The following is a 24,154-nucleotide window of genomic DNA, read 5'->3' as shown; positions in this document are numbered from 1 at the left end:
GCTGAATACGACCCCTGCCGAAACCTCACGGCGCTTCCCCCACCGGAGCCCCCGCCATGCTGCTCACGATCGACATCGGAAACTCCCAGACGGTGCTCGGCCTGTTCGAAGGCGAGGAGATCGTCGAGCACTGGCGCGTGTCCACCGATCCCCAGCGCACCGCCGACGAGCACGCCGTGCTGTTGCAGGGCCTGATGCACAACCACCCGCTGGTCGGCGTCGGCGGCGTGGACGGGATCGCGTTGTGTTCCACCGTGCCGTCCGTGCTTCAGGAGATGCGGGACATGATCCGCCGCTACTACGGCGACATACCCTCGCTGGTGGTCGAGCCGGGCGTCAAGACGGGCATGCCGGTGCTGGTGGACAATCCGAAAGAGGTCGGCACCGACCGGATCATCAACGCGCTCGCGGCGGTGCACCTGTACGGCGCGCCGTGCATCGTGGTGGACCTGGGCACCGCGACCTCGTTCGACGCGATCTCGGCGCGCGGCGAGTGGATCGGCGGGGCGATCGCCCCCGGGATCCAGATCTCGGTGGACGCGCTCGGCGCCCGCGGCGCGCAGCTGCGCAAGATCGAGCTGGCCCGGCCGCGCTCGGTGATCGGCAAGAACACGGTCGAGTGCATGCAGGCCGGCATCCTGTACGGCTTCGCCGGGCAGATCGACGGCGTGGTCAATCGGATGGCGGACGAACTGGCCGACGATCCGAACGACGTCACGGTGGTGGCCACCGGCGGCCTGGCACCGCTGGTGCTGGAGGAGGCCGAGGTCATCGACGCGCACGAGCCCTGGCTCACGCTGATCGGCCTGCGCCTGGTCTACGAACGCAACATCGGCACGACCTGACCGGCGCCGGCTCGCGGCGGGCCGCCACGCGGCGAGAAGCGTCTCCGGCGGCCCCTTATCCTTGTCCACATGAGTGACGAGCCGACCACCAGCAGCCAGTCGTCCGAGGAACCCGAGCAGATGCGGGTGCGGCGCGAGAAGCTGGATCGGATCAAGGCGCGCGGGGTGGATCCGTATCCGGTCGGCTATCCGCGTACCGGCACGATCGCCGAGGTGCGGGAGAAGTTCCAGGCTCTTGAGCCGGATGCCGCCACGGGCGAGACGGTCTCGATCACGGGGCGCGTTCTGCTCTCGCGAACCGGCGGCAAGCTGTGCTTCGCCACGATCCGCGAGGGTGAGGCGGAGATCCAGTTGATGGTCTCGCAGGGCCGGGTCGGCGAGCAGTCGCTCGCGGACTGGAAGGCGGACGTGGACCTGGGCGATCACGTCGGGGCCACCGGCGAAGTGATCACCTCGCGGCGCGGTGAGCTCTCGATCCTGGTCGACTCCTGGCAGGTCACCTCCAAGTGCCTGCGGCCGCTGCCGGACAAGCACAAGGGCCTCTCGGACCCGGAGGCGCGGGTGCGGCAGCGGTACGTCGATCTGATCGTGAACGCGGACGCGCGCTCGATGCTGCGCAAGCGCTCCGCGATGATCCGCTCGATCCGCGACACGATGCACGCCGAGGGCTACATCGAGGTGGAGACCCCGGTGCTGCAGACCGTGCACGGCGGGGCGAACGCACGGCCGTTCGAGACGCACATCAACGCCTACGACATGGATCTCTACCTACGGATCGCCACCGAGCTGTATCTCAAGCGCCTCATCGTCGGCGGCGCGGAGCGGGTGTTCGAGATCGGGCGCCTGTTCCGCAACGAGGGCGCGGACGCCACGCACAACCCCGAGTTCACCACGATCGAGTGCTACGAGGCGTACGGCGACTACCGTACGCAGGCGGAGCTGACCCGGCGGCTGATCCTGAACGCGGCGCTGGCGGTGAACGGCAGCACGGTCATCCGCGGGCTCGACGCGCACGGTGTGGAGCGGGAGATCGATCTCGCCGAACCGTGGCAGGAGGTCTCGGTGTATCCGGGTGTCTCGCAGCGTCTCGGCGAGGAGGTCACGCCGCAGACCTCGGTGCAGCGGCTGCGCGAACTGGCGGACAAGGCGGACGTGCCGTACGAGGCGAACTGGGGCCACGGGCAGATCATGCTGGAGATGATCGAGCGGCTGTTGGAGGAGGACACGGTCGCTCCGACGTTCCTGATGGACTATCCGACCGAGGTCTCGCCGCTGGCCCGCAAGCACCGGTCGGTTCCGGGCGTGGCCGAGAAGTGGGACCTGGTGATCCTGGGAACCGAGCGGGCAACCGCGTTCTCCGAGTTGATCGACCCGATCGACCAGCGCGAGCGGTTCACGGCGCAGTCGCTGCTGGCGGCCGGCGGCGACTTGGAGGCCATGCAGCTGGACGAGGACTTCCTGCGCGCGCTGGAGTACGCGATGCCGCCGACCGGCGGGATGGGCATGGGCATGGACCGGCTGATCATGATGCTGACCGGCAAGAACATCCGCGAGACCATTCTGTTCCCGCTGGTGCGCCCCGGCGGGTAGCCGCGGCGCCCCACGTGGCACAGTGGGGGTGGCGGCTCGGATGGCGCGGTGACAGTAAGTCGGCGAACTGCGCCGGATCAGGATGTGGAGGCGAGGCGAGAAGTGCTCAAGGATCTCGAATCCCTGATACCGCCGGTGGTCGTGGCCGTGCTGTTCATCGCGGTCGTGGTGACCATCCTTCGCGCGCAGAATCCGCAGCGCCGCGAGGCCGCGAGGCAGCGCGAGCAGGCCGCGCAGGACGCTGACCCGCGCATCCGCGAGGACTGATCAGGTCAGTCGGCGCACCCGCGCGAGCACCGAGGCGGGGGCCGGCGCGCAACCGGCCGCGTCGAGCCGTCCGGTGGTCCCCGCGCCCGGCGGGCGCCCCGAGCCGACCCGCGCCAGCGCCCGCGCCACGGTCAGCCTGCTGGTCGCCTCGGCCGCCGCGTCGTCCGCCAGCATCTCGACCAGTTCGGCGACGGCCGCGGTGGCCCGCCGGGCCGGGGCGAGAAAGGGCAGCGCGGACTGCCAGGCCACGAAGGGCTGGATCACCAGCTCGTGCCGGCCTTTCGCGTGCGCGCGTTCGTGCGCGAGCACCGCGGCCAGTTCGTCCGGCGGCAGCGCCGCCAGCACACCGTCGGTGATCACGATGCGCGGCTGCGGGCCGGGCAGGCAGTAGGCCAGTGGCTCGGGATGCTCCAGCACCCGCACCCCGTCCGCCTCGGCCCGGCCCAGCAGGTCCACCACGGCGCGCTGCCTGCGCAGATCCCGCTCGATCCGCAGCGCGGAGGTGGCCAGCACGCCGAGCAGCCACGAGAACAGCAGCGCGGCCAGCACCAGCGCGACCAGGTCCACCCCGGCCCAGGCCCGCGGCAGCGGGGCGAAGCCGACCAGCAGCAGCGCGCCCACCGCGCTCAACCCGCCGGCGAGGCCGACCAACTGCCAGAGCACGATCGCGGCACGCGGCGAGCGCCGGGGCCACCGCGCGGCGCACAAGGCGTCTGGCACCGGCCAGGCCAGTAGCACCGCGACGAGCGCGCACACCGCCGCGGCGATCAGCAGCCACATCGCGGCCGCCGCGCTCAAGCGTTCGACGGGTTGGCCGGGGTGTCCTCAAGCAGTTCGCGCAGCAGCGCCTTCTCCTCCTGCGACACGGAGCCGGCGAAGTGCACGAGAGCCGAGCGGCGATCGCTGGTGGTGCCGAGCGCCTCCAGCATCGTGCCGGCGATCAGCTCGGCGCGGCTCGTCGTCGCGCAGTACCGGTACGCGCGCCCGTGCCGCTCCCGGGTGACGAAACCCTTACGGCCGAGCCGGTCGAGCACCGTGAGGATCGTGGTGATGGCCGGGGAGTGCTCGCGCGCGAGCTCTTCCACGATCCGGGTGGCCGCCACCGGATCGGGTGTGTTCCACAGCACGTCCATGACCGCGCGTTCGAGTTCGCCGAGCCTCGCCATGCGGTCTACTCTAATCGGAAAGAACTTCTACGGCATGTAGAAGTTCTGCGTGTGGTTCTGCACGGAGAGTTTCTGCCGCGGCGCGGGGCCGCGCGGCCAGCGAGGGGAAACCGACCATTGTCCGGGCTCGTCGTGGCGCGGGTAGAGACCGCGCTGTCCTTGTCTTTCCACATCGTGTTCGCCGTGTTCGGGGTCGGTCTGCCGTGGCTGCTGTTATACGCGCAGCGGCGCTGGCTGAAGACCGGCGACCCGGTCTGGTACGCGCTGACCCGCAAGTGGGCGCGCGTCATGGCGGTGCTGTTCGCCATCGGCGCTGTATCCGGCACCGTGCTCTCCTTCGAGTTCGGCCTGCTGTGGCCGACCTTCATGTCCACCTACGGCGGTGCCATCGGCCTTCTGTTCACCCTTGAGGCCTTCGCCTTCTTCACCGAGGCGATCTTCATGGGCCTCTACCTCTACGGCTGGAAGCGCCTGTCGCGTCGCGCGCACTGGCTCACGCTGTGGCCCATCGCGATCTCCGGCACGCTCTCCACCCTGTTCGTGGTGATGGCGAACGCCTGGATGAACCACCCGGTGGGACTCGGGGTCTCGCGCGGAAGGATCACCGCGGACCCGTGGGCCGTGTTCTCGAGCCCGACCTCGTGGACCGAGGTCTCGCACATGTTCGTCGCCGCGCTCATGTGTACCGGCGGCGCGGTCGCCGCCGTCTACGCCGCCGGAATGCTGCGCGGCCGCCGCGACGACTACCATCGCAGGGGGCTGAATCTTGGCATGGCCGTCGTCCTCGGCCTCGCGCCGCTCCAGTTGCTCATCGGCGACTTCGCCGCCCGCGACGTCGCGGCCACCCAGCCCGCCAAGCTGGCGGCGATGGAAGGGCACTACACCACCGGCGGGCATGTGCCGCTGACCGTCGGCGGGTTCTACAACGATCAGACGCACCGGATCGTGGGCGGCGTCCCGATCCCGGACGGACTGTCCCTGCTGCTGGACTTCAGGCCCGGTGCGGTGGTCCCCGGCTTGGACCGGACCGCGGCGGACCGGCAGCCGATGACCGCCGTGGTGCACCCGGCCTTCGATTCGATGGTGGGGCTCGGCACGGCGATCCTCCTCATCGCGGTCTGGGGCGGGTGGCGCTGGTGGCGCCGGCGACGCAGGGGCATCGAGCCGCGGATCGCGCACACCCGGCCCTGGCTCTGGGCCGCCGCGTTCTGCGGCCCGGCCACGATGGTCGCGATGCTGGCCGGTTGGGAGGTGAGCGAGGGTGGGCGGCAGCCGTGGATCGTGTACCAGCGGATGCTGGTGGCCGACGCCGCGACGAAGAGCGGCGGGCTGGGCTGGGCGCTGGGCGTCACGGTCCTGATCTATCTCGGCCTCGCCGCCGCGCTCGTCCTCATCCTGCGCAGGCTCGCCGGCGGCGCACCGCCCGAGTTGACCGCGGTGGTGCCGGCGGCTGTGCTCCCGGTCGGCAGCGAACCCGTGCCCGCCGCGGAGGTCGCGCGATGACCTCCGTGGACGCGATGCTGATCGTCATCGTGCTCAGCCTGCTCGCGTACGCGCTGCTGGCCGGGGCCGACTTCGGCGGTGGCTTCTGGGACCTGGCGGCCGGGCGGGGCGCGCAGAGGCGGCGCGGTCCAGACGGGCCTGGCGCGGTTGACCGGGCGGTTGACCGGGCGGCTGACCGAGGGGTTGACCGGGCGGTTGACCCGGACGGACAGCGGGCGCTGATCGCGGCCTCGCTCGGCCCGGTGTGGGAGGCCAACCACGTCTGGCTGATCTTCGTCATCGTCAGCGTCTTCAGCGCTTTCCCGGCGGCTTTCGGCACGATCGCCGTCGCGCTGGAACTGCCGCTCGGCCTGGCCCTGGTCGGCATCGTCCTGCGCGGAGCGGCGTATGTGTACCGGGCGTACGGCGATGGCGCCGCGCTGCCTGACCGCTGGTGGGGCCGGATCTTCGCCGGAGCCTCGATACTGACGCCGTTCATGCTCGGCGTCAGCGGGGCGGCACTGGCCACCGGCGGTCTCGGTCCGCGCAGCGGGCCCCTGGAACCATTCCGCAGTGCTTTGACGCTGACCGCCGGCGTGCTGGCCGTCGCCGCGACCGCGTTCCTCGCCGCGGTGTACCTCTGTCACAACGCGGCGCAGAGCCCTGAGACAGCACACCTGGTGCGGGTGTTCCGGCGCAAAGCGATGGGCGCCGGCGCCGCGGCCGGGGCCGTGGCGCTCGCCATGCTGCCGTTCCTCTATCGGGATGCTCCGATCGTCGCGGCCAGATTCACCGGCCGGTCCCTGCCGTTCGCCGCGCTTTCCGCGCTCTGCGGTATCGGCAGCCTGCTTGTGCTCCGGCGGGAGCAGTACGTCCTGGCCCGGTTCACCGCGGGGCTCGCGGTCGCAGGGGTGCTCGGCGGCTGGGCGGCGGCGCAGTACCCCGATCTGATGACAGGCGCCTACACCGCCGCTCAGGCCGCGGCAGCGCCGCAGAGTATGGATGCGATGCTCGTCGCGATGAGCGTCGGCATGACGGTCGTACTGCCGTCGTTTTACCTTTTGTTGAAGGTATTCAGCCGTCCGGCGGTTGCGGAGCACTGAAAGCGCCGTTCCGGACAGCCTCGGCCCGGCAAGTGCGCAGTCAGGGGAAAACGCGACCGGCACGCCCGGTAAGCTCACCCGGGTGAGTGACAGGGCTGTGGTGACAGCAGTGGAATCGATGGAAAAGCAGGACGCGTACGCGCGGTTCGACGCGAGCGGTGAGGAACGGGACGAGACCGCAATCGCGACCGATGCCGCTCAGTGGTCGCAGGAGGATCTCATCGCCGAGATCCGGGAGAGCTTCGCGCTCATCGAGCCGTACGGCGCCGAGGCGGCCGCGTGGTTCTACGAGCATTTCTTCGCGGCCAATCCGCGGTACCGAAAGTATTTCTCCAGCGAGGCGGCGGCCCAGCACCGGCGGCTGTTCCAGGCCGTGCAGCGGATCGTGGGGGACCTGGACCGGCTCGACGAATTCCTGCCCTACCTGCGCCGGCTCGCGGTGCGTCACCGCAGATTCGGCCTGCGCACCGCGCACTACCAGGCCTTCGGCGTCTCGTTGCTGGCCGCCGTCGCGCGGTATTGCGGCCCGCAGTGGACCGAGCGGACCAGGGCCGCGTGGGAGGCCGGATACGGCCTGGTGGCGACCGTGATGCTGGAGGCCGCGGCGGAGGCCGACGCGTCGGGGCCGGCGTACTGGGAAGCCGAGGTCACCGCGCACGAGAAGCTAGTCGACGGCGTCGTGCGGGTCGTGGTCAAGCCCGTCGCGGACTCGCGTTTCAGCGGGCAGGAGCACAACGGCGAGTATCGGTACGCGGCCGGGCAGTACGCCTCCGTGGAGACCGCCGCGCTGCCTCGGGTCTGGCGCGATTTCTCCTTCGCCACCCGCCCTTGCGGCGGCGAGGTCGAGTTCCATGTGCAGTTGACCGGGACCGGCGGCGTCAGCGAGGTCCTGGTGAACCAGACAGCGGTCGGCGACCGGCTGCGGCTGGCCGCAGCCGAGGGAGAACTCGCTTTTCCCGGACCGCAGCACGACTGTCAGCTGCTCGCGGTGGCGCACGGTACGGGCGCTGCGCCGGTCCACGCCCTTATCCAGCAAGCGATCGCCGAGGGGGATCGGCGCCCGCTGACAGTCGTGCTCGCCTCCGACGACGGCCCGCACTACCTCGCCGGCGCGCTGCGTGAACTTGCCGCGCAGCATGGGCAGTTGACGGTGGAAGAGGTCGTCGGCGATCCACTCGCCGCGGTTCGCGCGCACGGCGCGGCCACCGAAGCCGCCGGCGCGTGCGGCGCGGTGATCGTCGGACCTGGCGCGCTCGTCGACCAGTGTCGCGGTGCCCTGCTGGCGGCGGGCGTCGATCCGCAGGCGATCTCCTCGGACTTGTTCGACTGAGGCTGAGAGACCTCTGAGAGAGCGCTCAGGCTCCGGCCGCGGCGCCGGGCCGTGCCGCCGAGTGCGCCGATTCGACTTGCCTCGGAGGAGACCGCTTCGCCCGGCCGACCACTCTTTCGGTGGATGTGCACCACCTGTCCGCTACTGTCACAGTGCAGATCGTGGTGTTACGTGTCGCTGATGCTTCGCGCCCGACCGCGGTGGCCGCGCTGTCCCGGCATCGCAGGGCGGGAAAGGACGTCGCAAAGGCGGGCCGGCCGGGTGCCGTGCGCCCGGATGGCGCGGCGCTGTGGTCTGTGGTCTCTGCGCTGCTCTTCCTGCCCGTCGCCGGGGCGTGCCTGCTGCCGGCCGCGCTGTTGCTTCGGCGCGCGTTCGGGATGCCGCTGTGGACCGCATACGCTCTCTGGCTCGCGACGGCCGCGTGCTATGCGGTGCGGCCGGCGCAGTTGGCGGCGGCCCGCCTGCTGTGGCCGATCCGACGGCCGACGCAGGTCGAGCGCGAGCGCCTGGAACGGATCTGGCGACACGTCAGCGCCCGGGCCGGGGTGAGAAGTCGGCGATTCCGGCTGTGGGTGGTGCAGTCGCCACAGGCCAATGCGCACTCGGTCGGCCGCGATCTGGTGTGTGTCACCATCGGCGCGCTCGACAAGCTGGGCGACCGGGAACTGGCCGGAGTGCTCGCCCACGAACTCGGCCACCACTTGCGCATGCACACCGCGGCCTCGGCTTTCCTGGTGTGGGTGCTGCTGCCGCTCCAGGGACTGGCCCTGGTCGGCTCGGCCCTCGCGGCGCCGCCCACTGTGCTCGGCCGTGTTCTCGGGCGACGGGCCGGCCGGGAGCAGAGCCGCGTCGGGCGGCTTCGGGCCGTGGACTGTGCCCGCGCGGCCGCGCTTCTCGGCCATGGCATCCGTGCTTTGTTCGCCGCTCCGGGTTTCGCCGCACTGGCTGCGAAGAACGCCGTAGGGCGCGGCGCCGAATACAGGGTGGACGACTTCGCGGTCGACATCGGGTTGGGCGCGGAACTGCTCAGCGCGCTTCGATGGTTCGCGGCGGACGGTACGGCCGTGCGCGTGTCGGTGGGGCATGCGGCGGCTGGCAGCACGTCGGGAGGCGTTGTCGGTTCGGGGATTAGTCGCAGCGGTCGGGCGCGGCATGCCGCAGTCCGAGTTCCGCGGCCTACGCATCCCCCGTTGGAGCACAGAATGGCGCGTATCGCCGCACGAGTAGAGCTGTGCCAGGTTTGATATACACCCGGCGGCGCAGCGGCGAGCGTGCGATGCTCTTGGCCAAGTACACGCCTACCGTCGCCCGGCGGTCCTGCCCGGGTACGGGAAGCTCATATGCTCTGCCGTTGTGGATGATCTGACCATCCGGCGGGCGCGCACCGCCGACGTGCCGTCGATTCGCGCCCTCATCGATGTCTACGTGGCCGACCGTATTCTCCTGGACAAGCCCACGGTGACGCTGTATGAGGACATTCAGGAGTTTTGGGTCGCCGAACGCGATAACGATGCTTCTGTCGTCGGTTGTGGCGCCTTGCATGTCATGTGGCGCGACTTGGCCGAGGTGCGTACGGTGGCGGTCGATCCGCGTTGCCGCGGTCTGGGTATCGGCCACGCGATTGTGGAAAAACTGCTCGGCACCGCTTCCTGGCTCGGGGTGAGCCGCGTCTTCTGCCTAACCTTCGAAACCGCATTCTTCGAGCGCCACGGATTCCGGCGGCTGGAGGACTCGCCCATCGATCCGGAGGTGACCGCGGAACTGTTGCGGTCAGCCGACGAAGGTATCGCGGAGTTCCTGGATCTGGAACGCGTCAAGCCGAACACTTTGGGCAACACGCGGATGCTCCGCGTGTTCTAGCGGGGGCGCGATCCCCGGGTTAGCGGCTAATGACCACGGCGGAGTTGAATTGACCGCAGAAATGCGCTTGTCTAGTCTGCGACGTCGGTTCCGCGGGAAAGAGGCAAGTATGGTTCAGAAGACAGTGGTCGTGATGACAGACGATCTCACGGGTGGGGAAGCCACCCAGACGATCCATTTCAGTCTGGACAACACGGACTACGTGATCGATCTCAACGACAAGAACGCGGCCGCGTTGCGTTCCGATTTCGAAAAGTACATCGAGGCGGGGCGCCGGCACCGGGCGGACGGCTCCGCGGCCAAGGCCAAGCGCACGGCGGTGCGTGGCCCGTCCTCAGGCGTCGACACCGCGGTCGTGCGCGAGTGGGCGCGGGCCAACGGATACGAGGTCAGCGAGCGCGGCCGGGTCTCCAAGAAGATCATCGACGCCTTCGTCACGGCGGGCAGCTGACCGCCACGGCCGGCGCGGCCGGCTCAGAACGCGCGGCGGGTGAGGGCGTATCGCGAGCACGACTCCGCGATCGTCGCCAACAGGGCGATCACCTCGGGGGGGACCGCCAGCGGGTTGTGCAGCCAGCGCTGCGGGGTCGGAGCCGGGATCCGGTCACCGAGGCCGTGCGCGCGCAGTCCGAGGTCGATGCCGCCCCAGTCCAGCCAGTCCAGCAGCTCCGGCAGGTCGTCGCGGGCGCCGGGGGCCACGAAGAAGCAACAGCGCGCGATGCCGGGCTCGTCCGCCTCGGGGGTCGCCGCGAGTCGCACGGCGGCGTCACCGCGGCCCGGGACGGAAAGTTTCGCGGCATCAGGCGGTGCCGCCGCCTCGGACAGGGCCACCGGGCCGGGCGCCAGCGCCGCCTGACCGTACCCGATCAGCCTGCGCAGGGCGCGGCGCCCCGCCGCCTCGGGCACTTCCAGTACGTCGAACTCGGTCCCGGCCTCCAGCCAGAGCCGTCCGCACTCGTCCCGCCGCACCGGCCAGGCCCGCTGGTCGGTGTACCAGCGTTCCAGCTCCCCGGCCTCGATCGCGCGCTGCGTCCCGGAACCGGGCCGGCCGCCGGGAACAGGACCGGCGAATGCGGCGTTAGTCGACATGCGAGCCCTAAGGGTGCGGAAGCGGGGGAGTCGCGGACCGCTCGTCGAGCGGTCGAACTCAGACCTGGCGCGGGACACTTCGTGCGGACACCGGTCCTCACGTGGAAAGCTGCGCCTAACTTAGAGCATGGCGGCTCCAGCCGGGAGGCTTACCCGCCGCGCCGTTCGCTTCAGGCGTACAGCGGTGGCGCGTATGCGGCTGAGGTGCGGGAACACCTGATCAGACAGGGTGCAAGACTGGACTGACACAGTGTGCCGCCGCTCCGCGGGGCGCGCATTCCCGTAGGGTCCGTCTCCAGGCGGGACTAGCATTCGGAAGGACAGGCCGGGTGCAGTTGCAGGGATTCCCGGCACTGCCCGACCGCTCCGGGGAGCGAGAAGAAGATGTTCGAGAGGTTCACCGACCGTGCGCGGCGGGTTGTCGTCCTGGCCCAGGAAGAGGCCCGGATGCTCAACCACAACTACATCGGCACCGAGCACATTCTGCTCGGCCTGATCCATGAGGGCGAGGGTGTCGCCGCCAAGGCGCTCGAGTCGTTGGGCATCTCCCTTGAGGCGGTGCGCCAGCAGGTCGAGGAGATCATCGGGCAGGGCCAGCAGGCCCCGTCCGGGCACATCCCGTTCACGCCGCGAGCCAAGAAGGTGCTGGAGCTGTCGCTGCGCGAAGCGCTGCAGCTCGGGCACAACTACATCGGCACCGAGCACATCCTGCTCGGCCTGATCCGCGAGGGCGAGGGCGTGGCCGCCCAGGTCCTGGTGAAGCTCGGCGCGGACCTGAACCGGGTGCGCCAGCAGGTCATCCAGCTGCTGTCCGGCTACTCGCAGGGCAAGGAGGCCGCCACCGCCGGCGCCCCCGCCGAGGGCACCCCGGCCACGTCGCTGGTGCTCGACCAGTTCGGCCGGAACCTGACCCAGGCCGCCCGCGAGGGCAAGCTGGACCCGGTGATCAACCGGGAGAAGGAAATCGAGCGGGTCATGCAGGTGCTCTCCCGCCGCACCAAGAACAACCCGGTGCTGATCGGCGAGCCCGGCGTCGGCAAGACGGCCGTGGTCGAGGGCCTGGCCCAGGCGATCGTCAAGGGCGAGGTGCCCGAGACCCTCAAGGACAAGCACCTCTACACTTTGGACCTCGGCGCTCTGGTGGCCGGCTCGCGGTACCGCGGCGACTTCGAGGAGCGGCTGAAGAAGGTCCTCAAGGAGATCCGCACCCGCGGCGACATCATTTTGTTCATCGACGAGCTGCACACCCTGGTGGGCGCGGGCGCGGCCGAGGGCGCGATCGACGCGGCCTCGATCCTCAAGCCCATGCTGGCCCGCGGCGAGCTGCAGACCATCGGCGCGACCACGCTGGACGAGTACCGCAAGCACCTGGAGAAGGACGCGGCGCTTGAGCGCCGGTTCCAGCCGATCCAGGTCGCCGAGCCCTCGCTGGCGCACACCATCGAGATCCTCAAGGGTCTGCGCGACCGGTACGAGGCGCACCACCGGGTCTCCATCACCGACGGCGCCCTGGTGGCCGCGGCGACCCTGGCCGACCGCTACATCTCCGACCGGTTCCTGCCGGACAAGGCGATCGACCTGATCGACGAGGCGGGCTCGCGGATGCGCATCCGCCGGATGACCGCTCCGCCGGACCTGCGCGAGTACGACGAGAAGATCGCCACGGTGCGCCGGGACAAGGAGTCCGCGATCGACGCGCAGGACTTCGAGAAGGCCGCAGCCCTGCGTGACCAGGAGAAGCAGCTGCTGACCGCGAAGGCGAAGCGGGAGAAGGAGTGGAAGGCCGGCGACATGGACGTCGTGGCCGAGGTGGACGAGGAGCTGATCGCCGAGGTCCTGGCCACCGCCACCGGCATCCCGGTGTTCAAGCTGACCGAGGAGGAGACCTCCCGGCTGCTGCGCATGGAGGACGAGCTGCACAAGCGCGTCATCGGCCAGGAGCAGGCGATCAAGGCCCTCTCCCAGTCGATCCGGCGTACCCGGGCCGGCCTGAAGGACCCCAAGCGCCCCGGCGGCTCGTTCATCTTCGCCGGCCCGTCCGGCGTCGGTAAGACCGAGCTGGCCAAGACGCTTGCGGAGTTCCTGTTCGGCGACGAGGACGCGCTGATCCAGCTGGACATGTCCGAGTTCTCCGAGAAGCACACGGTCTCCCGGCTCTTCGGCTCCCCGCCTGGATACGTGGGCTACGAGGAGGGCGGCCAGCTGACCGAGAAGGTGCGCCGCAAGCCGTTCTCCGTCGTGCTGTTCGACGAGGTGGAGAAGGCCCACCCGGACATCTTCAACTCGCTGCTGCAGATCCTGGAGGACGGCCGGCTGACCGACTCGCAGGGGCGGCTGGTGGACTTCAAGAACACCGTGATCATCATGACCACGAACCTCGGCACCCGGGACATCTCCAAGGGCTTCAACCTCGGCTTCGCGGCCGCCGGCGATGTGAGCACCGGCTACGAGCGGATGAAGAACAAGGTCAACGACGAGCTCAAGCAGCACTTCCGGCCCGAGTTCCTCAACCGGGTGGACGACACGATCGTCTTCCCGCAGCTGACCCAGGACAACATCATCCAGATCGTGGACCTGATGATGGCCAAGGTCGACGAGCGGCTCAAGGACCGGGACATGGGCATCGAGCTGACCCGGTCCGCCAAGCTGCTGCTGGCCGACAAGGGCTACGACCCGCTGCTGGGCGCGCGGCCGCTGCGCCGCACCATTCAGCGCCAGATCGAGGACCCGCTCTCGGAGAAGATCCTCTTCAGCGAGCTGCGTCCGGGTTCGATCGTGGTGGTGGACACCGAGGGCTCCGGCGACACGGCGAAGTTCACCTTCACCGCCTCGCCCAAGTCGAGCCTGCCGGAGATCTCCAGCCCGGCAGACATCGAGGCCGCAGTGGCCGCGGACGCGCCGGCGCCGACTCCGGTGCAGGCGCCCAACGACTCGTCCGCCGCGTAACACGGCACGCGCGGCAGAGGGCGGGACCTCCCTTCGGGGAGATCCCGCCCTCTGCCGCTGAGTCTTCGTTGCTGAGTCTGTGTTGCGGGTGCTTACGGCGTGCTACGGCTCGATCGAGTCACGACCGGCGCGCGTCGTGGGTGAGGACGCGCCCTGCCGGCGCTCGGTCGGCCGCCACAGGAGCCGACTGCTGGAGTGAAAGGCCGTCAGAAGCCTATCCAGCGCTTGAAGGAACGCAGCGGCGCGCGCAGCGAGAGCCGGCGCCGGGTGGGCGCGGCGGGTCGCGGCGTGATCTCGCGCAGCAACTGCACGGTCTGCGCCGCTCCGGCTCCGAGCCGCGCGGGCTCGGGCACCGGAAGCCCGAGACCCGTGCGCGCCGGATCGGCGCCCTCGGGTACGAGCACGGCGAGATGACGGTCGAGCCGGTCCTTGACCGCTCGACCGCCGACGCTGACCGGCGGGACGTAGGCGGTACGCCGCCTTGCCGCCTCGAACCGGTCCGAAGCGATCATCGGATGGTCCATGCCTGATACACCCACTCTTGAACGGTACAGCACCGCGAGCCCTTCGCGACACGCCGGGCCGATGCTGTTTCCGGAACGTCGCGTATCCTTGCCGATTCTTTACCCGCTCGGCCGCGCCAGTAATATCAGGGCCGGAAGACTGCCTGGTGCGGACGGCCGTTCCTGTTGTACATTCCGTGTCTGGCTCGGTGCATTCGGTGGGAGTACGCCCACGCGGTTCCCGCGGACCAGGCCGGCGCGGCGCCCGGCCGGTTGCACCGGTCCCGAGCACGAGCGATCGGGGTTCGACGTGGTGGATCAGGGCATGGAAGGACACATACCGCTGTCCGCCCTCCGCCCGGTCCATCGTGCGATAACGGGAGTCAACGCCGCGGTCGGTCTCGACGCGACGATGCAGGCTATCGCGGACGGGGTGGCGAGCTGCACCCCTTTTCGAAACGTGGCCGTGAACGCGGTCCAGGATGACGGCGACCTGATGTGCTGCGCGGTCGCCGGTCCGCCCGAGATGCGGGAGGCGTTGCTCGGCAACACCTGTGCCCGAAAGCCGCTCGAGGATCTGATGCAGTCCGCGGAGGCATGGGGCAACCTGCGGTTCATCCGGGGCCTCGAAGACGCGGCCATCCCCGAGGGCGTGCACAGTTTTCCGGCCGGCATCGAGCCTCAGCCGCGGGACGGCGAGTGTTGGCAGCCCGACTACGCCCTGCTGGCTCCCATGCGGGACAGCGCGGGCGAACTGATCGGCCTGCTTTCGGTCGACGACCCGTCGGACGGGCGCATCCCGGCGCCCTGGGTGCGCGACGTGCTCGACCTGTTCGCCGAGCAGGCCGGATTCGCCATCCTCAACGCCCGCAGGCACGAGGAGGCGGCGGCGCGCATGGCGCGGCTGGAACAGGAGCACCAGCGGCTGCGCGAGGACATCGAGGAGCGGCACCGCCGCGAGCAGCACCTGCGCCATCAGGCCAGGCACGACGCGCTGACGGGCCTGGCCAACCCGACCGAGCTGGGCGAGCGGCTGGTGACCTTGCTGGCCGACCAGATCCCGCTCGCGGTCGTCTTCTGTGACCTCGACCGGTTCAAGGAGGTCAACGACACCTACGGTCACAGCGTCGGGGACCTGGTGCTGCGCCTGGTCGCGGAACGGCTGCGCGCCGCCGTGCGCGGTGAGGACGTGGTGGCCCGCGTCGGCGGGGACGAATTCGTCGTGGTCGCGGCCGGAATCGGTTACGAAGAGGCCCTCGCCCTGGTCGACCGGATCGACCAGGCATTCTCCCATCCCGTCGCGGCCGGTGACTCGCGGCTGCTGGTGCGGGCCTCGCTGGGACTGGCCTACGAGCCCTCGCGCCCGGAGAACGTGCTGGCTCCCGAGGAACGGGCCCAGGAACTGCTCGGTTCCGCGGATCGCGAGATGTACGCCCGCAAGCGCTCGCGTGCCTCGTTCACACGGCTGACGGCGCGAGCGCTGGCGCGTAGGGCGTCTGTAGCCGGATGACCGGCCCGGAGCCGACCCGCACGTAACCGCGTCCCGGCGGCATCACCTGCGCTCCGCCGAGTTCCAGCGTGCCGCCGAACAGCAGCGTTGAGCTGACGGGGTCCACGCGGCCCAGCGCGACCCGGGTGGTGAGCTGGTTGCGCAGTGCGGGCCGCATGGCCTGGACCTGGTCGGTCCGCAGGGTGACCACCAGCGTCGTGCCCGCGAACCGCGCCTTGCGGGCCAGCGCGGCCAGGGTGTCCTGCGGGTCGGGGCGGCCGAGCCGCTGCGCGGCGGCGCACAGCTCGGGCAGGTTGTCGACGAACAACCACAGCGGCGGCTCGGCCGGCACGGCTGAGTCCAGGTCAGATCCCGCGCCCGCCGGGGAATCCGCGCGCACCGCGGCGGGCCACTCGAAGTTTGACGCGCCGTCACCCCGCGCCGTGGCGGCCGGTGTCCGCTCGGCGCGGCGTTCGGCCTCGAGACCGAACCAGTCCAGCAGTTCGAGTGAGTCGGCCGGATCCTCGGTGACCCGCACCACGTTGCGCTGCCCGGCCAGCGCGCCGTACTGCGCGGTCTGGTCGGTGTCGATCACCGCGACCGCGTGGCCGCGCGCGAGGACCTGGCCGAGCAGCGAGCGCACCGCGGTGGATTTTCCGGACGCGGGGGCGCCGGCCAGCAGCAGGTGCGGGTTCGGGCCCGGCGCGCCGAGCCGCCAGATCACCGGGGCCAGTTGCGCCATGCTGAAGCCTGGCGGCACCTTTTCACGCGTCGCCGGGTCCGCATCGCGCGCGGGTGCGCCCGCCCCGGGATCGGCGACGAGGACCGGGATCAGCCGCGACGCCGAGCCGGGGTCGGTGACGCCGAGCACGAACTCGATGTCCGCCACGGGCCACGGCTGCGCGCTGACACCCTCCGGCAGCGGCGGCAGGATGCGCACGTCGAGGTGGTTGCCCTCCTCGTCCCAGGCGTAGAGGAACTCGTTCGCGTGCCCGATCTTGCCTTCCAGCGCCCGCTCGACCTTCGAGCGGCTGTCCGGCTCGCCGTCCCGGAAGTACTCCGAGTAGTCCATGCGCAGCCGGATCAGCCGGTCCTGCTCATCGAACTGCCAGGCCGTGAACGCGTCGCGGTAGCGGCCGCCCGGCTTGAAGTGCTGGTCGGGGTCGTCGCCGTTCTGCAGGTATGGCACAAGGCCGTTGTAGATCGCCTGTAAGCGGGCGATGTGCTCCGGGGACTCCGGGTCGGCGCCTTTGCGGGAGGTGTCGCGGCCGAGCCAGGTCACAGCGGCGAGGAAGGCGCCGGCCAGCAGCAGCGGCCCGTACTTGAGCACCCCGACACCGATCAGACAGGTCAGTACGATCACCGTCTGCAACCGCCGCTTCTCCCGGGAGGCGCCGATCCACCACGAGCCGAGCTGTGTGGCGCCCCGATGGGTACCGCGGACGAGCACGATGAGCGGGTAGCAGACGTCGAGAACGCGGGACCAGCCTTCGTGGGCCATCCCGCGGCCCTTGGCGATGCGGGGGTGGCGCAGCAAGGACGTGTGGAGCCGGGCGACGGGTGGAGAACCGGACAGCACCCGGCCAAGCCGGGTCCACATCGAGTCGGCGGTTCGGGCGCCCTGGGTCATGGTCGGGCCCGGCGTCAGAAGTGCAGGCCGCTGATGAAGCCCGCGACCGAGTCGGCGCTGTTCTTGATGGAGCCGGCCAGCGAGGTCGAGGCGAGGTAGAACCCGAAGAGCATGCACACGATCATGTGTGAGACCTTCAGTCCGTCCTTGCGGAACAGGATGAAGGTGATGATCCCGAGCAGCAGTACACCGGAGACCGAGAGAACCATGGTCGCTCCCTGTGTTGTCGGTTGGAACCGCCGGTCCCAACTGGCGAACGCGCCCCGGGCGGGTCCCGGGGACCGCGGCCAGCTGAAGATGTTTGGCACGTTCATCCCGGATTCTCTCAATCCGGCAGTGCTCTCAAAACCGACAAACGGGTGTGACCGTGCTATTCGTCATCCATCCGGGTGTAAATGTACGAAGCCGCTGCTGCTAAAGGGTGACGGCCGGGACGTGGGCCGTCGCGCCCATCCCGTGCACCCAGCGTCCGCGGCGCATCACCGCGACCACGCGCAGATCGTCGTCGAGGACGACGAGGTCGGCGTACTTGCCCGTCTCCAGGGTGCCGATCCGGTCGGCCAGGCCGAGGGCGCGGGCGGGGGTCAGCGAGGCGGAGACCGCCGCCTGCTCGATCGGGACGCCGACGCTGAGCACCGTGTTGCGCAGCGCGTTGTCCATCGTCAGCGTGGAGCCCGCGAGCGTGTCGGTCCCCGCGACGCGCACCGCGCCGCCGCTGACCTCGACGGTGAGCGGGCCGAGCGGGTAGCGGCCGTCCGGCGAGCCTGCCGCCTCCATGGCATCGGTGATCAACGCGATGCGGTGCGCCCCGGCCGCCGCGTAGACGAGGTGGACCACGGAGGGGTGGACGTGCATGCCGTCGTTGACGATCTCGACGAACACTTCTTCCTGCTCCAGGGCCGCGGTGACCGGGCCCGGCTCGCGGTGGTGCACCGGCCGCATCGCGTTGAACACGTGGGTGGCCACCCGCGCGCCCCGGGCGATGGCGTGGTTGGCCTCGGCGTAGGTGGCGTCGGTGTGGCCGAAGGCGGCGATCACGCCGGCATCGGCCAGCAGGCCGGTGGCTTCGAGCCCGTGTTCGAGTTCCGGGGCCAGGGTCACCATGCGGACCGCGCCGCGCCCGGCCTTCACCAGCCGCCGCACGGCGGCCGGCTCCGGGTCGCGCAGCAGGTTCGGGTCGTGCGCGCCGCAGCGGGAGCGGGCGATGAACGGTCCTTCCAGATGGATGCCGGCCAGCACTCCGTCCTCCACCAGCTCGGCGAGTTCCGCGATGTAGCGCTCCAGGTCGGCGAGCGCGCCGGTGACCGTGGAGGCCATGATCGTGGTGGTGCCGTGGCTCAGGTGGAAGGCGACCGCGTTGCGGGCTTCCTCGACCCGGCCGGAGGAGAAGGCACCCCCGCCGCCGCCGTGCACGTGCATGTCGACGAAGCCGGGCACGACGTAGTGGCCGGACAGGTTGTACTGCCCGCCGTCGGGCCCGGGCGGCGGCAGCTGCTGCGGACCGCCGAGTGCGGCTATCCGTTCGCCTTCGGTACACAGCCAGCCGTTCTCGACGAGACCGTCGGGCAGGACGAGGCGGGCTTGGCGCAGTACGGGCATCGGGGTTACCTTGCGTCGAGGTGGACCGGCCGGGCCGTGACCCGCTGTTCCAGTCCAGATTGGTATAGACCTTAGCGGCAATACCTTACGCCACGGGGCTGCGACCGGGCCAGTGGCGGTGATGCGTGGCTCTGGCGACATCCGGTGGCGCCGGCCGCGGCACCAGAATCGCCCCGGGGCCCCCGAACGGCGCACGGCCCTCACCCTCTCGGCGCAGCTCGACTTGTCGGCGTGCGCGCCTACGATGTGAGGGAGGGCAGGGGGCGCGAACCGCAGCTGAGGAGAAATCAGATGGCGTCGAGAACGCTGCGTGCACGACCGTCCGAAGCCGTCCCGGATGACGTGGGTTCGTCCTATGACGTCGGCTTTCCGTCTGACGCGCAGTCAACGCAGGCTGAGGCGCCCGAAGCGGTCCGGCCCGAGCCGCCTGAGGCGGCGTCAGAGTCCGCGATGCGGCCGGCGGCAGAGCCCGTGATCCCCGAGCAACGGCTAGAACCAGCCGAGCAGCAGGCCGACGCGCCCGCGCAGCCTCCCGGCGGCGCGCTGTCCGAGCGCGACCGCGCCGTGCTGACCTTCGAGAAGCAGTACTGGAAGTACAGCGGAGCCAAGGAGCAGGCCATCCGGGACCGGTTCGAACTGTCGGCGACGCGTTACTACCAGCTGCTTAACGCGCTGCTCGATCGTCCGGAGGCGCAGGAGTTCGAGCCGGGCCTGGTCAAGCGGCTGCGCCGGCAACGCGCGGCCCGTCAGCGCGCGCGCTCGGGCCGCGCGGTCGCCTGATACGTCCCGCGTTTCGGGCTCGGCGGCCTGCCGGGGCGCTCATCGCGACAGATCGGCCGCCACCTCGGTGTGCCCGGGCACGCCGGCCGCAGCCGGGGCCGGGGCCGGGGTCGGCACGCCGTAAGCCTGCCGGGCGCGGTGGTGGCGCCGGCACAGCACGGTGTAACCGACCTGGGCGTCCGGGGCGACGTCGCCGACGACGACCTGCTCGCCCTCCACGACCATCTCTCCGCCGACTGTGCGCGCGTTGTGCGTGGCGCGCGCTCCGCACCAGCACAGCGTCTCCACCTGCATGACCCTGATTTCGTCGGCCAGTTCGATCAGCCGGCGCGAGCCCGGGAACAGCCGGGTGCGGAAGTCCGTGGTGATTCCGAACGCGAACACGTCGACGCGCAGCTCGTCCACGACCGAGGCAAGCTGCTCGACCTGGGCCGGCGCCAGGAACTGCGCCTCGTCGCAGATCACGTAGTCGATCTCCGGATCGGCGGCGAGCGCGCGCTCGGTGTACGCGTACAGATCGCAGCCTTCGGTGACCTCGACCGCGGCGGTGGACAGGCCGAGGCGGCTGGAGAGCACTGAGCGCCCGGCCCGGTCGTCGCGGGTGAAGACGAGGCCGCGGCGCCCCCTGGCGGAGCGGTTGTGGCCCATCTGCAGCGCGAGGGTCGACTTGCCGCAGTCCATCGTCCCGGAGAAGAAGATCAGTTCAGCCATGGACGTGCGCGATCCGTTCGACGCGGGGACAGGGACGGCCGTCGCGGGAAGACGGGGTGACCAGTATCCCAACCCGGGGCGTCCGGCCGCCGACCGGAGTCGTACAGGCTGACGGTAGGACGGTCGGACGGCGCGATCCGGACGACGCGTACTACTCGTCACTGGTGAGATCGGCCAGCTGCCGCGCGAACCAGCGCTGCGGCGGCAGCGCGGCCCCGGCCGCGGCCAGCCGTTCGCAGCGCCTGCGTCGTTCCTCGCGGTCCATGGACAGCGCGGCGTGCAGCGCCTCGGCGGTGCCCGTCACGTCGTACGGATTGACCACGAGCGCGTCCTGGGCCATCTCCGCGCACGCCCCGGCCTCCCGGGAGAGCACCAGGCCGCAGGAGCCGCCGGTGGCGGTGGCCACGATCGGTATCTCCTTGGCCACCAGGTTCATCCCGTCCCGGATCGCGTTGACCACCGCCACGTCGGCGAGCCGGTATGCCGCCAGCGAGCGCGCGAAGTCGTCCTCCACGTGCAGGATGAGCGGCTCCCACTGCGGCGTGCCGAACTCGTCCTCGATCTGCTTCGCCGTGCGCAGCACCGCGGCGGTGTATTCCCGGTACTCGGGCAGGTCGTGCCGGCTCGGGTACGCGAAGGCGACGTGCACGACCCGGCCGAGCCACTCCGGGTGACGGCGCAACAGGTCCGCGTAGGCGTCCAGCCCGCGCACGATGTTCTTCGACAGTTCCGTGCGATCCACGCGCACGATCACCTGCCGGTCGCCGACCGACTCGCGCAGCGAGGCGAGTCGCGCCTCGACGTCCGGCCGCATCGCCCGCTCGACGATGAAGTCGGCGTCCACGCCGAGGCTGTACACGCCGATCCGCGTCGGGGTGCCGCGATGCGGGGCGGTGACGGTCATCCGCTCGCGGTCGACCGCGGCGCCGAACTGGCGCGCGCAGCAGTCCATGAACGCCAGCGCCCACCGCTCGGTCAGGAAGCCGAGCTGGTCGGCGCCGAGCATGCCTTCGAGCACCGCCGACGCGACCGCGTCAGGCAGGATCCCGAAATACTCCGGCGGCGCCCAGGGTGTGTGCGAGAAGTGCCCGATGCGCAGATCCGGGCGCAGTTCGCGCAGCATCTTCGGCACAAGCGCCAGATGGTAGTCCTGCACCAGCACCCTGGCCCGGGGCGCCGCCTCCTCGGCCAGCGCCTCGGCGAACGCCCGGTTGTACGCGACGTAGGACTCCCACTCGCGTCCGAAGCGGCCGTCGAAGACCGGGCTGAACGGCGTCGCGTACAGCATGTGGTGGATGAACCACAGCGTCGAGTTGGCCACCGCGTTGTACGCGCGGTGCAGCGTGCCCGGATCGATGTCCAGCATCCGGACCGGCGAGGACGCGTCGGTCAGGCCGGCCCGGTCCAGCCGGCCGCCCGGAGCCCGGCGCGCGGCGGCCCGGTCGCCTTCCGTCAGCGCGGCGCACACCCAGACCTGGTCCGCCTCGCCCTCGGCGGCCACGGAGGAAAGCCCGGAGACCAGGCCGCCGCCTCCGCGCTTGGCGTGCAGGTCACCGTCGTTTCCGACGGAGAAGGAGACCGGTCCCCGATTCGAGGCGACCAGGACCGTGGCCTTGCCCGGCTCGGGACGCGCGCCAGCGCCGTCGCCGCCAGGGCCGCTCATGCTGCTAGATCCGAACACGTGTCCGTCGTTTCCATGCTGGGGCACCGTTAATCACGCTGTGAGCCAATTCGTCTCGATCAGTGGCCGTCCGCGTCGGCGTGACCGGTCCAGGCCAGCGCGACCGAGTTCAACGGCGGCCGCTCGGGTGCGGCCGTCTCCCGGGTCACCGGGGCGAATCCCGCGGGGGTCCGCGCGAACTGGGTCAGCCTCGTGGAGACCGGCGGCGGGCCGCCCAGCCTGGCCTGCGCGACCTGCAGGATCTCGGCGGCCATCCGGCCCAGTGCCTGCTCGTCCTGGTGCCGGTGGTGTCGCACGCCGGCATCCACCTGGGCCAGCGCGTCCAGGCCGTGCGCCGCGTAGGTGTCCACCAGCAGCGCGAACTCGACGCCGTACCCGCTCGGAAACGGCAGCGACTCCAGCAGGGCGCGGCGGCCCGCGTACTCGCCGCCGAGCGGCTGTACGAAGCCGGCCAGTTGCGGCCAGTACAGGTTCAGCAGCGGACGGGCGACCAGTTCGGTCACCCGGCCGCCGCCCGCCGGATGCACCGTGGTGCCGTCCGCGAGCGGTCGTTCGTAGGCGGCTTTCACCAGCAGGATCCCGGGGTCGGCCAGCAGCGGGCCGAGCACCCCGCGCACGACCGCGGAGGAGAACTGCTCCAGGTCGGCGTCCACGAAGCAGATCAGTTCGCCCTCGGTGGCGGCGAGCGAGCGCCACAGCACCTCGCCTTTGCCCGGCAGCGGCGGGGCGCAGGAGAGCACGTCCTCTCGGCGCACCACCCGGGCGCCCGCGGCGGCGGCCACGGCCGCGGTCCGGTCGGTCGAACCGGAGTCGACCACGACCACCTCGTCCACCAGACCGGGGCGGCCCAGGTCGGCCACGATCGCCGCGACGATAGGCCCGACGGTGTGCTGCTCGTTGAGCGCGGGAAGCACGACGCTGACGGTCGTGCCGCTGTCCGCTTTCAGGCCCAGCAGGCTCGGCAGCGGCCAGTCGGACTCGTGCGAGGTGCGCCGGGAGAGCCATTCGCGAGCCGGATCGAGTTCGTCCACCGTCTGGCCACCGCTCCATTCGCCCGCACCGCTGTTGTCCGAGGATCAGCCGACCCTGTCTCTGTTCCCCTGCCCTACTGTGTCAGTCTGTCGGACCATATGCCCAACAGGTGAAACGGTGGTGGCCTACTCGTCGTGGTCCGGTAGAGTGCAACACGGCCCATAAGGGTCGTAGGGATGCGGTACCCCGTACCGCGTCGACAACTTCATATGTAGTGCTCATCCAGAGGAGCTGAGGGAACGGCCCTGTGAAGCTCCGGCAACCACCCGGGTGACTTCGCGACGCGAGGCCCGTCCGGACGTAGGTGCCAACTCCGGCCTGTCGAAAGCCGACGGGGAAGATGAGGAGAGAGGCCTCGCCATGACCATCACCCCCACGTTGCCCGCCCTTACCGAGTCGGCCGCCTTCGGCCGCGCGGTGGCGCTGTCCTGTCGCGAGTGCGGCGAACGCGTCGAGCTGGGCCCCGAGTACGTATGCGAGTCCTGTTTCGGCCCGCTTGAGGTCGCCTACGACTTCGGCAAGGTCACCCGCGAGCAGATCGAGCGCGGGCCGAACTCGATCTGGCGCTACGCCCCGCTGCTTCCGGTCCCGGTCGACGTCGCCTCCCGGCCGAACCTCAACCCCGGTGCCACCCGGCTGGTGCGCGCCGAGAACCTGGCCCGTGCGCTGGGACTGCGCTCGCTGCACGTCAAGGACGACTCCGGAAACCCGACGCACTCGTTCAAGGACCGCGTCGTGGCGATCGCGCTTGAGGCCGCCCGTTCCTTCGGCTTCGGCACGCTGTCCTGCTCCTCCACCGGCAACCTGGCCGGGGCGGTGGCCGCCGCGGCGGCGCGGGCGGGCCTGGACTCCTGCGTGTTCATCCCGGCCGGGCTGGAGACCGGCAAGGTCGTGATGGCCGCGGTCTACGGCGGGCGCCTGGTCGCCATCGACGGAACCTACGACGATGTGAACCGGTTCTGCTCGGAGCTCATCGGCTCGGCCGCTGTCTCTTATACACTTCTGACGCTGCCGACTACGGATAGAGTGTAGAACCAGGTGATCGACGGGA

Annotated in this window: 22 protein-coding genes, 1 pseudogene and 1 riboswitch; of the genes and pseudogenes, 13 read left to right on the top strand and 10 right to left on the bottom strand. The window is 70.4% G+C overall.

All coding sequences use genetic code 11. From position 1 onward, the window contains the following. The first annotated feature begins 56 nt into the window (after positions 1–56). The 3 genes from KGA66_RS21415 to KGA66_RS21405 all read left to right on the top strand — a co-directional run bounded on the left by KGA66_RS21415 (position 57) and on the right by KGA66_RS21405 (position 2,702). Positions 57–845, top strand: coding sequence for a type III pantothenate kinase (locus tag KGA66_RS21415; protein ID WP_211469976.1), 789 nt, complete (start codon positions 57–59; stop codon positions 843–845). A gap of 69 nt (positions 846–914) precedes the next feature. Then, entirely contained in the window at positions 915–2,435 is a 1,521-nt protein-coding gene (gene lysX / locus KGA66_RS21410; protein WP_211469975.1) for a bifunctional lysylphosphatidylglycerol synthetase/lysine--tRNA ligase LysX, read from the top strand. An 84-nt stretch (positions 2,436–2,519) separates the two neighbouring features. Then, a complete protein-coding gene (locus tag KGA66_RS21405) occupies positions 2,520–2,702 on the top strand; it encodes a hypothetical protein (RefSeq protein ID WP_211469974.1) in 183 nt (60 codons plus the stop codon). Here the strand turns inward: KGA66_RS21405 and KGA66_RS21400 are convergent, their stop codons facing one another. Together KGA66_RS21400 and KGA66_RS21395 are read right to left on the bottom strand one after the other, a co-directional pair. Then, a complete protein-coding gene (locus tag KGA66_RS21400) occupies positions 2,703–3,500 on the bottom strand; it encodes a M56 family metallopeptidase (protein WP_211469973.1) in 798 nt (265 codons plus the stop codon). It abuts the gene before it with no gap. Next, positions 3,497–3,868: a BlaI/MecI/CopY family transcriptional regulator gene (locus KGA66_RS21395; RefSeq protein ID WP_211469972.1), complete on the bottom strand. Its 372-nt coding sequence runs from the start codon at positions 3,866–3,868 to the stop codon at positions 3,497–3,499. The genes KGA66_RS21400 and KGA66_RS21395 overlap by 4 nt, the downstream gene beginning before the upstream one ends. Positions 3,869–4,000: 132 nt before the next feature. Between KGA66_RS21395 and KGA66_RS21390 the strand changes: the two genes are divergently transcribed. The 6 genes from KGA66_RS21390 to KGA66_RS21365 all read left to right on the top strand — a co-directional run bounded on the left by KGA66_RS21390 (position 4,001) and on the right by KGA66_RS21365 (position 10,094). Further along, positions 4,001–5,371, top strand: coding sequence for a cytochrome ubiquinol oxidase subunit I (locus KGA66_RS21390; protein ID WP_312887023.1), 1,371 nt, complete (start codon positions 4,001–4,003; stop codon positions 5,369–5,371). Continuing rightward, complete coding sequence (locus KGA66_RS21385; RefSeq protein ID WP_211469970.1) at positions 5,368–6,453, top strand: cytochrome d ubiquinol oxidase subunit II; 1,086 nt, start codon at positions 5,368–5,370, stop codon at positions 6,451–6,453. The genes KGA66_RS21390 and KGA66_RS21385 overlap by 4 nt, the downstream gene beginning before the upstream one ends. 118 nt (positions 6,454–6,571) lie before the next feature. Continuing rightward, positions 6,572–7,783: a globin domain-containing protein gene (locus KGA66_RS21380; RefSeq protein WP_246508236.1), complete on the top strand. Its 1,212-nt coding sequence runs from the start codon at positions 6,572–6,574 to the stop codon at positions 7,781–7,783. 119 nt (positions 7,784–7,902) lie between these two features. After that, positions 7,903–9,027, top strand: coding sequence for a M48 family metalloprotease (locus tag KGA66_RS21375; protein ID WP_211469968.1), 1,125 nt, complete (start codon positions 7,903–7,905; stop codon positions 9,025–9,027). Between the two features lie 109 nt (positions 9,028–9,136). Beyond that, positions 9,137–9,643: an amino-acid N-acetyltransferase gene (locus tag KGA66_RS21370; protein WP_312887022.1), complete on the top strand. Its 507-nt coding sequence runs from the start codon at positions 9,137–9,139 to the stop codon at positions 9,641–9,643. 61 nt (positions 9,644–9,704) lie between these two features. Continuing rightward, complete coding sequence (locus KGA66_RS21365) at positions 9,705–10,094, top strand: histone-like nucleoid-structuring protein Lsr2 (protein ID WP_312887024.1); 390 nt, start codon at positions 9,705–9,707, stop codon at positions 10,092–10,094. 23 nt (positions 10,095–10,117) lie between these two features. On the opposite strand, the gene KGA66_RS21360 is transcribed toward KGA66_RS21365, so the two are convergent. After that, on the bottom strand, positions 10,118–10,732 hold the full coding sequence (locus KGA66_RS21360; RefSeq protein WP_211469966.1) for a hypothetical protein: 615 nt from the start codon (positions 10,730–10,732) through the stop codon (positions 10,118–10,120). Between the two features lie 384 nt (positions 10,733–11,116). On the opposite strand from KGA66_RS21360, the gene KGA66_RS21355 reads away from it, so the two are divergent. Continuing rightward, positions 11,117–13,678 carry an ATP-dependent Clp protease ATP-binding subunit gene (locus KGA66_RS21355; RefSeq protein ID WP_246508231.1) on the top strand — a complete coding sequence of 854 codons (2,562 nt, stop codon included), beginning with the start codon at positions 11,117–11,119 and terminating at the stop codon, positions 13,676–13,678. Between the two features lie 206 nt (positions 13,679–13,884). On the opposite strand, the gene KGA66_RS21350 is transcribed toward KGA66_RS21355, so the two are convergent. Beyond that, complete coding sequence (locus KGA66_RS21350; RefSeq protein WP_211469965.1) at positions 13,885–14,217, bottom strand: hypothetical protein; 333 nt, start codon at positions 14,215–14,217, stop codon at positions 13,885–13,887. Positions 14,218–14,647: 430 nt separating this feature from the next. Between KGA66_RS21350 and KGA66_RS31790 the strand changes: the two genes are divergently transcribed. Further along, positions 14,648–15,691 (top strand): GGDEF domain-containing protein, encoded by a 1,044-nt coding sequence (locus KGA66_RS31790; RefSeq protein ID WP_211469964.1) that lies wholly within the window; start codon positions 14,648–14,650, stop codon positions 15,689–15,691. Here KGA66_RS31790 and KGA66_RS21340 read toward each other — a convergent pair. From KGA66_RS21340 to nagA, 3 genes are all read right to left on the bottom strand, one after another. Beyond that, entirely contained in the window at positions 15,639–17,300 is a 1,662-nt protein-coding gene (locus tag KGA66_RS21340; RefSeq protein ID WP_211469963.1) for an FtsK/SpoIIIE domain-containing protein, read from the bottom strand. The two genes, KGA66_RS31790 and KGA66_RS21340, sit on opposite strands and share 53 nt — an antisense overlap. A 14-nt stretch (positions 17,301–17,314) precedes the next feature. Beyond that, positions 17,315–17,509: a DUF2304 domain-containing protein gene (locus KGA66_RS21335; protein WP_211469962.1), complete on the bottom strand. Its 195-nt coding sequence runs from the start codon at positions 17,507–17,509 to the stop codon at positions 17,315–17,317. A 205-nt stretch (positions 17,510–17,714) separates the two neighbouring features. Continuing rightward, positions 17,715–18,899 (bottom strand): N-acetylglucosamine-6-phosphate deacetylase, encoded by a 1,185-nt coding sequence (nagA, locus tag KGA66_RS21330; RefSeq protein WP_211469961.1) that lies wholly within the window; start codon positions 18,897–18,899, stop codon positions 17,715–17,717. 291 nt (positions 18,900–19,190) lie between these two features. Here nagA and KGA66_RS21325 point away from each other — a divergent pair, with 291 nt between their 5' ends. Then, positions 19,191–19,679, top strand: a complete 489-nt coding sequence (locus KGA66_RS21325; RefSeq protein ID WP_246508230.1) for a DUF3263 domain-containing protein — start codon at positions 19,191–19,193, stop codon at positions 19,677–19,679. Between the two features lie 39 nt (positions 19,680–19,718). Here KGA66_RS21325 and KGA66_RS21320 read toward each other — a convergent pair whose 3' ends face one another. The 3 genes from KGA66_RS21320 to KGA66_RS21310 all read right to left on the bottom strand — a co-directional run bounded on the left by KGA66_RS21320 (position 19,719) and on the right by KGA66_RS21310 (position 23,102). Next, positions 19,719–20,390, bottom strand: a complete 672-nt coding sequence (locus KGA66_RS21320) for a thymidine kinase (protein ID WP_211469960.1) — start codon at positions 20,388–20,390, stop codon at positions 19,719–19,721. Between the two features lie 151 nt (positions 20,391–20,541). After that, complete coding sequence (locus KGA66_RS21315; RefSeq protein ID WP_211469959.1) at positions 20,542–22,053, bottom strand: alpha,alpha-trehalose-phosphate synthase (UDP-forming); 1,512 nt, start codon at positions 22,051–22,053, stop codon at positions 20,542–20,544. Between the two features lie 77 nt (positions 22,054–22,130). Further along, the gene (locus tag KGA66_RS21310; RefSeq protein ID WP_211469958.1) at positions 22,131–23,102 is read right to left on the bottom strand and encodes a glucosyl-3-phosphoglycerate synthase; all 972 of its coding nucleotides are present in this window, start codon (positions 23,100–23,102) and stop codon (positions 22,131–22,133) included. A 216-nt stretch (positions 23,103–23,318) separates the two neighbouring features. Continuing rightward, positions 23,319–23,450, top strand: a riboswitch (SAM riboswitch). 13 nt (positions 23,451–23,463) lie between these two features. Between KGA66_RS21310 and KGA66_RS32550 the strand changes: the two are divergent. Next, positions 23,464–24,090 (top strand): annotated as a pseudogene (locus tag KGA66_RS32550) (pyridoxal-phosphate dependent enzyme); the annotation flags it as partial. Positions 24,091–24,154: the final 64 nt, after the last annotated feature.

Source organism: Actinocrinis puniceicyclus, from assembly GCF_018283645.1.
GTDB lineage: Bacteria > Actinomycetota > Actinomycetes > Streptomycetales > Catenulisporaceae > Actinocrinis > Actinocrinis puniceicyclus.
This window is presented reverse-complemented; position numbering and strand designations above follow the sequence as displayed.